Annotated in this window: 6 protein-coding genes and 1 pseudogene; 4 read left to right on the top strand and 3 right to left on the bottom strand. The window is 63.2% G+C overall.

Annotated features, from left to right (window positions below):
* A pseudogene (locus EDM04_RS17565) lies at positions 1-313 on the top strand (IS4 family transposase); the annotation flags it as partial.
* Here the strand turns inward: EDM04_RS17565 and EDM04_RS17560 are convergent.
* Positions 310-1905 carry a PAS domain S-box protein gene (locus EDM04_RS17560; protein WP_123624412.1) on the bottom strand — a complete coding sequence of 532 codons (1596 nt, stop codon included), beginning with the start codon at positions 1903-1905 and terminating at the stop codon, positions 310-312. The pseudogene EDM04_RS17565 and the gene EDM04_RS17560 sit on opposite strands and share 4 nt — an antisense overlap.
* Positions 1906-1994: 89 nt before the next feature.
* Complete coding sequence (locus EDM04_RS17555; protein ID WP_123624410.1) at positions 1995-2711, bottom strand: bacterio-opsin activator domain-containing protein; 717 nt, start codon at positions 2709-2711, stop codon at positions 1995-1997.
* Between the two features lie 151 nt (positions 2712-2862).
* On the opposite strand from EDM04_RS17555, the gene EDM04_RS18655 reads away from it, so the two are divergent.
* Entirely contained in the window at positions 2863-3036 is a 174-nt protein-coding gene (locus tag EDM04_RS18655; RefSeq protein ID WP_164471167.1) for a hypothetical protein, read from the top strand.
* 739 nt (positions 3037-3775) lie between these two features.
* Here the strand turns inward: EDM04_RS18655 and rnz are convergent.
* Positions 3776-4708 (bottom strand): ribonuclease Z, encoded by a 933-nt coding sequence (gene rnz / locus EDM04_RS17550; RefSeq protein ID WP_123624408.1) that lies wholly within the window; start codon positions 4706-4708, stop codon positions 3776-3778.
* Between the two features lie 76 nt (positions 4709-4784).
* Here rnz and EDM04_RS17545 point away from each other — a divergent pair, with 76 nt between their 5' ends.
* Together EDM04_RS17545 and EDM04_RS17540 are read left to right on the top strand one after the other, a co-directional pair.
* On the top strand, positions 4785-5093 hold the full coding sequence (locus EDM04_RS17545; RefSeq protein WP_123624406.1) for a hypothetical protein: 309 nt from the start codon (positions 4785-4787) through the stop codon (positions 5091-5093).
* A 150-nt stretch (positions 5094-5243) separates the two neighbouring features.
* Positions 5244-7187 carry an ABC transporter ATP-binding protein gene (locus EDM04_RS17540; protein WP_123624404.1) on the top strand — a complete coding sequence of 648 codons (1944 nt, stop codon included), beginning with the start codon at positions 5244-5246 and terminating at the stop codon, positions 7185-7187.
* The last annotated feature ends 41 nt before the right edge of the window (positions 7188-7228 follow it).

The raw sequence follows: 7228 nt of genomic DNA, 5'->3' as shown, positions 1-7228 counted from the left end.
GTTCGACACGAGTGACGAACACGTGGTGAGGATCTTATTGTACGCAGCGCTGCTGTCGCTGCTTGTAAGCCGCGATCTGTTGGATCTAGTCACTGAGCAGGCGGATGATGAGCTTGTGTTTCCGACAGAGCGCTGGGCGGCGACCTTCCGGTCGCACGCCCAGCTCATTCTCCACGAACTCGGTGAGTTCCTCGGCTACTCACCGCCGCCGCTGCTCGACCGGCTGATCGAAGACGCTCAAAAGATCCACCAGCAACGACCAATCTTACAAGAGACGCTCGCTACCGCTACACAACCGAGGTGTGAGACTTAACTAAAGACGGATGCTCCGACGCGCACCGACACGTCCACGTCCCCGTGTTCGACTGCGTTCCTGAATAGGTTCTCTAAGATCTGCTGGAGGCGGCTCACGTCCGCTTCGATCCGCCGCGAGTCCGCCACCTCGAGGGACACGGCGTCCTGCCGGATCATCGTCCATGCGTCCGCCGCAACGCGTTCCAACTCGACGGCGTCGTATTCGGTCTTGTCGATCAAGTCGCCGCTCTGTGCGAGTTCCAAGACGTCCGTAATCAGACTCCCCATCCGGTTGAGCGCCAAGCGTGTCGTCTCGTAGTGGTCTCTCTCACCCGTTTCGTACAGCATGTCCAATCGCCCCTTCGCAACCGAGAGCGGATTCCGAAGGTCGTGAGAGATGATCTCCGCGAAGTGTTCGAGGCGCTCGTTGTGCCGCTCGATCTGTTGCTCGTACCGTTTACGCTCGGAGATGTCTCGACCGAGTCCGATTCGGCCGATCACGGTCCCTCGATCGTTCACCACGCGTTTCGAAATCAACTCGTACGGTACCGGCTCACCGTCCTCGCGCTGTAGGCTGACTTCGACCCGCGCTTGTCCCGTCTCACGGGTCGTCCGTACGTACTCGGTTATCTTCTCCCTGTCTTCCTCGGAGACGAAATCCTGCGGAGTTCGAGAAGTGAGTTCGTCCGTGTCGCAGCCGATCACTGTCTCGACCCGTTCGTTCCAGAACTCCAGCGTTCCGTCCTCGTCGAAGAAGAACATCAAATCGTCTAACGCGTTGAAGACGTCGGCTAACAAGGTATTCTTGTCGATGTCTTCGGAGACAGTCCGAACGTTACAGACCATCAACCCCGCCTGCGTGTACGAAAGGGCGTGGTCGGCGACGATCTCGGTTCCGTCTGCTGTGACCATCTGTGATTCTATTCGATAGGTCTCATCCTCCGGAATGTTCGGGAGAACCTCCTCAGTGACGTGTGGTACGTCGCCGTCGTGATACAGAGTTTCCCAGTGTTTGCCGAGCAGCTCCTCGATCTCGTAGCCGAAGGTGTCGGCATACACCTGATTGACGTAGACGAAGCGCCCGTCCTCGTTGAGCAGGCTAATTCCCTCGCGAGCGGTTTCGATGGCGCTGAGTAACTGTTCGATGTTCCGATCGGCGTGCGTCTTTTCGACCGCGTTCTCGATGCGATTCGCCAGCACGGTGTACTGATCGGAGCCACCTCTCTTTTGTAGATAATCGGTCAGACCGGCAGAGATCGCTCGGCTTGCTACCTCCTCGGACCCTTTCCCGGTAAACAGAATGAACGGAAGTCTCGGAGATCGTTCACGAACCGCCTTGAGAAATTCGATGCCGTCCATACCGGGCATCTCGTAGTCGCTAACGACACAGTCGATCGACTCCGATTTATCCGTGATCCGATCGAGGGCCGTCGCCGCATCCGTTTCCGTCAGTACCTCGAACTCAGCGCTCTCGCGTTCGAGGAACGTCGCCGTCAACTCGGCAAAATCGGACTGATCGTCGACGTGAAGTATCCTGATCGGGCCGGAGGTAACGAGCGACGCGATCTCGATATCCTGAAGAGGAATTTCAAATCCTGTCGATACTGCCACTACCCGGTGTAATACCGTCTCCGGGGAAAGTCGGTATACCCCTATAGAACGGTGTGAAACGACCTATCACGATAGGTGATAACACGCAGTTACTCGTCTCGTCCGGCGGGCAGATAGTGAGTCGAGTTGCCGTTAAAGAGGGCTGCGAGCAACTTCCGGAGCGCCGAGTGAAGGTGTTGGCCGTAAGTCGACGGCGAGATGTCCATCTTTGCGGCGAGAGCCGCTTGCGTGGTTTCCCGTGGGCGCTCGAAATAGCCGTACTCGAACGCGAGGTGTACCGCGTCCAGTTGTTGTCCGGTAAGTTGTTCGTCCACGAGGGATTGGAACGCCGTCTGTGTCAGGAACGGTGCCGCAATTATCCGCTTTTGTTTACGGACGAGAGACACGCGGGGATGGCGGGTTTTCACCGCTGACACGATCCGCGCCGGCGAGTAGTTCGGCGGGACCGTGGTGACGAACCGCGCAGTTCCGTCCGACACGACGAGCGATTGAAGCGGAATCTGGAGATCCGAGAGCGTCTCAAAGACGCTCCGTCGAAGAACGAACTTCAGGATACACTCGTCATCGAACCGTTCGACGACCGTGATCTCGTTTTCGTAGTGCGATTTGCGTGCTTCTTCGATCACGCGTTGAGGAGTTCCGTGTTCGACGTGGAAGAACGCGGCAGCTAGGTCGTTGTCGATACGGATGGCGTCGAGGAGGTCGAGGCGGCAGTCGAGCTCCCGTGAGATTCGGACGGCCGGATAGTCGTCGTCGTCAGACGAGAACTCCAGTTCGACGAACGCCGCGTTCCCTCCATTGTCCATACACTAAACTGGGTTATCGATTGACGGGGAAAGATGTATACCTTTGGGAGACATATACACATTAAGCGCGTTTCAGCGACGGAGTTCACATTCCTGTAGTCAAGCCGTGATCTGTGTTTTTCCGACGTACTGGATTGCGCACAGTAATACGATGACACAGATACACCTTCCCGAGCCGATCGACGAGCAGGCATTCGTCGACGGGCTCACCGAGCTTCTCCGGATCGCGAAACGACACGACATTTCCGCCGAGCGAGCCTGGAAGTGTTGTGTGGACAGTGACAACGGGTGGGAGGTAGAGATCGTTCCCTTGGAGACGCAGTAGAACTCCTCACTGTCGACCAACCGTTTCGTGAGGCCGTCGGTGACGGCCAGAACGACTTGCCGGGTCTGGCTGGCCGGCGAAACGAACGGCAGAGGCGTTCGTGCGGTCACGCCTCCAGTGAAGCGGTTCCGTAAAATTCGTCATCAAGCCCGTCTGGGAGTACGGCAGGTCCACCTATCGATCAATACAGACACAGCCGTGATCGATAGCGGGAGTAAGTATTGCAGATCGGTGGCGGCGAGAGAGTATTTAAACGACCGAGAGCGACGGCGACGATCGGTTATAAAGAACAACGCGGTGGCGCGCCCCGGTGAGCGGCCCGTAGGGCCGCGAACCGACGGTGTGAGGGAGTCGCTGGCGGCGACAGCCGCCAGCGACGAGGCTGGGGAGGCGTGAGGCTGTGCGGTCGGGTGGGACTCAAAGGGGCAGCCGCTGTGGGCGGCGCAGGCGTTCACGAGAGCGGAGCTCTCGTGAGCCAATCAGAACGCAAAGCGTTCTGATGACGACGTAAGCACCGCAACGAGGGAGCGAAGCGACTGAGTGAGGAGCGCAACGAGCGTGCGCCGCCCACAGCGGCTGGGGCTTTGGAGGTCGTCACCGCAGTGTCGCCGCTCACTTATAAACAGCCGACAGCAACGCCACTCGATCACTTATAAACAACCACTCCACCATATCGATATACCAACTCCCGCTATTGATCGATCGTTGTCGCCCCGAACTCGCCCGAGCCCCTCGCCTGTCACCCCTCGGCGTCGGAGAACGGCACCTCGATCAGGTCCCCGTCGTCGGGGAGGAGGCACTCGCCGTCGAACGCCTCCCGCGCCTCCCGGCGGATCGGCGAGGCGTCGGCCGCGTACCGCGAGGAGACGTGCACTAACGCGAGCCGCTTCGCGTTCGCGCGCTCGGCGATCGATCCGGCCTCTCGGCCGGTCGAGTGGGCCGTGTCGCGGGCGCGGTCGGCCATGTCGTCGGCGAAGGTGGCGTCGTGGACGAGCAGGTCGGCGTCTTCCGCGACCTCGACCGTTCTCTCCCGCGGGCGGGTGTCGGCGGTGTAGACGAACTTTCGACCGGGGCGCGGCGGCCCCACAACCCGATCGGGCTCGACGATCGAGCCGTCCTCGGCCTCGACCGGCTCGCCCGCGTGGAGCCGGCCGAACTTCGGGCCGACGGGGACGCCCAGCTCCTCGGCCTTCGGGCGGTCGAACCGGCCGGGGCGGTCGTCTTCCTCCAGCACGTACCCCTGCGATTTCGTCCGGTGGACCGTCTCGAACGCGCGGACCTCGTACCCGTCGGCGTCGAGCGCGACCTCGCCGGGCGCGACCTCGTCGATCCGAATCGGGAACGCGGGGTCGTGGCCCACCGCGTGCACCAGGTCGTGGAGGTCGCCTCCGGTCCCCGGCGGGCAGTGGATCGTCAGGGGCTCCGTCCGGTCGTTGAACCCGAGCGTCTGGACCAGCCCCGGGATCCCGAGGACGTGGTCGCCGTGGAGGTGCGAGACGAACAGGCGGTCGATCCCGAACCCGGTGCCGTGCCGCATCATGCCGCGCTGGGTGCCCTCTCCGCAGTCGAACAGCAGGCGGTCGCCCTCGCGGTTGACGAACAGTGCGCTCGGCGCGCGCTCGGTGGTGGGGACGGCGCCGCCCGTTCCGAGGAACGTGACGCGAAGGGACATACCCGCCCTGCGGCCGGCGGCGATAAACTCCTTTCGAGGTCGAAGCCCACATGTGTCCGCCGCTCCCATCGAGACCGTGCACGACTCGATCGCAGCGCTGGTCGGTCAGGAGGGGTGGCGCGCCGAGGGGGACGCCGCCCGCGTCCACTACGACGGCGGGGGAGACCGGTTCGCGGTGGAGTTCTACGCCGAGGCGGAGCGGGTCCTCTACTGGACGGTTCCCGCCGCCGGCTCGGACGGGGACGCGGCCGCCGACCGGGGCGCGGGTACCGCCGCGGCCGCCCCCGTTCCCCGCGAGCGGATTCCGGATCCCCTCCGCCGGCGGATCCGCGAGGACCTCGACGCCGCCGGCGTCGACCCCGACGCGGAGCGTCGCGCGGTCTGAACCGGCGCCGGGCTCGCGACCCGGTTCGCTCCCTTCGCTCCCCGTTCCGATCTCCGATCGCCCGTTCTGGCGCCCGATACCGGAGATTTCCGCCGATATGTTTCGGTTCGAAGGAAACGTATTTGCCGCGCGATACGATATGTGTCGGTAATGAGTAGCGTCGAGTGGGAGGAGGACGACCCCTTCGAGGAACAGCGGGAGAAGATCGAGAACCCGATGAAACGGCTGTTCCTCGCGTACGGTCGCGACTACCTCCCCCAGGTCTCCGTCGGCATCCTCGCCAGCGTCTTCGCGCGGCTCCTCGACCTCCTCCCGCCGCTCATGCTCGGGATCGCCATCGACGCGATCTTCCGTGAGGAGGCCGCGTTCGACGAACAGATCCCGTTGGTCCTGCTGCCGGACGCGTGGCTCCCGACCGCGCAGACCGAGCAGTTCTGGTTCACGATCGCCGTCCTCACCGGTGCGTTCGCCTTCGGCGCGGCGTTCCACTGGATCCGCAACTGGGGGTTCAACGCGTTCGCGCAGAACATCCAACACGACGTCCGGACCGACACCTACGACAAGATGCAGCGGCTCAACATGGACTTCTTCTCGGACAAGCAGACCGGGGAGATGATGTCGATCCTCTCGAACGACGTGAACCGGCTCGAGCGATTCTTGAACGACGGGATGAACTCCGTGTTCCGCCTGTCCGTGATGGTCGTCGGGATCAGCGTCCTGCTGTTGTGGATCAACTGGCAGCTCGCCCTGGTCGCGCTGTTGCCCGTGCCGGCCATCGCCGGGTTCACCTACCTGTTCATCAAGATCATCCAGCCCAAGTACGCCGAAGTGCGGTCGACCGTCGGCAAGATGAACTCCCGGCTGGAGAACAACCTCGGCGGCATCCAGGTGATCAAGGCCGCCAACACCGAGTCCTACGAGTCCGACCGCGTCGACGACGTCTCGTTCGACTACTTCGACGCCAACTGGGACGCCATCGAGACCCGGATCAAGTTCTTCCCGGCGCTCCGCGTGCTCGCGGGCATCGGCTTCGTGCTCACGTTCGTCGTCGGCGGCCTCTGGGTGTTCCAGGGACCGCCCGGGCCGTTCACGGGCGAGCTCTCCGAGGGGATGTTCATCGTGTTCATCCTCTACACGCAGCGGTTCATCTGGCCGATGGCCCAGTTCGGGCAGATAATCAACATGTACCAGCGCGCCCGCGCCTCCTCCGCGCGGATCTTCGGGCTGATGGACGAGCCCTCGAAGCTGGCGGAGGACCGGGACGCCGAGGAGCTGGTCGTCGGGGACGGCGACGTGGTCTACGACGACGTCACGTTCGGCTACGACGAGGAGACCATCGTCTCCGACATCGACTTCGAGGTCGAGGGCGGCGAGACGCTCGCCTTGGTGGGGCCGACCGGCGCCGGGAAGTCCACCGTCCTGAAGCTCCTGCTCCGGATGTACGACGTCGACGAGGGGGCCATCGAGATCGACGGGCAGGACGTGCGCGACGTGACGCTCACGTCGCTCCGCCGGTCGATCGGCTACGTCGGGCAGTCGTCGTACCTGTTCTACGGCACCGTCCGCGAGAACATCACCTACGGCACCTTCGACGCGACCGACGAGGAGGTCCGGGAGGCCGCGAAGGCCGCCGAGGCCCACGAGTTCATCGAGAACCTCCCCGACGGCTACGACACGATGGTCGGCGAGCGCGGCGTGAAGCTCTCCGGCGGCCAGCGCCAGCGCGTCACCATCGCGCGGGCGGTGTTGAAAGACCCCGACCTCCTCGTCCTCGACGAGGCGACCTCGGACGTGGACACCGAGACGGAGATGCTGATCCAGCGCTCGCTCGACCGGCTCACCGCCGACCGCACTACCTTCGCGATCGCGCACCGCCTCTCGACGATCAAGGACGCGGACACCATCCTCGTGTTGGAGGGCGGCGAGATCGTCGAGCGCGGCACCCACGACGAGCTGTTGGACGACGGCGGGCTCTACGCGCACCTCTGGGGCGTGCAGGCCGGCGAGATCGACGAGCTCCCGCAGGAGTTCATTGACCGCGCGCAGGAGCGCACCGCGCGCCTGATCGAGAACGCCGAGAGCGACGACGACTGAGGGACGCCGAGAGCGACGACGACTGAGGGACCGAGCGCGAC

Origin of the sequence: Halorubrum sp. CSM-61 (genome assembly GCF_003781945.1) — an archaeon.
In the GTDB taxonomy this organism is placed as follows: Archaea; Halobacteriota; Halobacteria; order Halobacteriales; family Haloferacaceae; genus Halorubrum.
Note: the sequence above shows the minus strand (reverse complement) of the source record. Positions and strands in the feature narration are given on the sequence as shown.

Excerpts from the sequence above, each read along its gene's own strand:
- rnz (WP_123624408.1), bottom strand. The coding sequence starts at position 4,708 with ATGTCCCTTCGCGTCACGTTCCTCGGAACGGGCGGCGCCGTCCCCACC.
- EDM04_RS17555 (WP_123624410.1), bottom strand. The coding sequence starts at position 2,711 with ATGGACAATGGAGGGAACGCGGCGTTCGTCGAACTGGAGTTCTCGTCT.
- EDM04_RS18655 (WP_164471167.1), top strand. The coding sequence starts at position 2,863 with ATGACACAGATACACCTTCCCGAGCCGATCGACGAGCAGGCATTCGTC.
- EDM04_RS17540 (WP_123624404.1), top strand. The coding sequence starts at position 5,244 with ATGAGTAGCGTCGAGTGGGAGGAGGACGACCCCTTCGAGGAACAGCGG.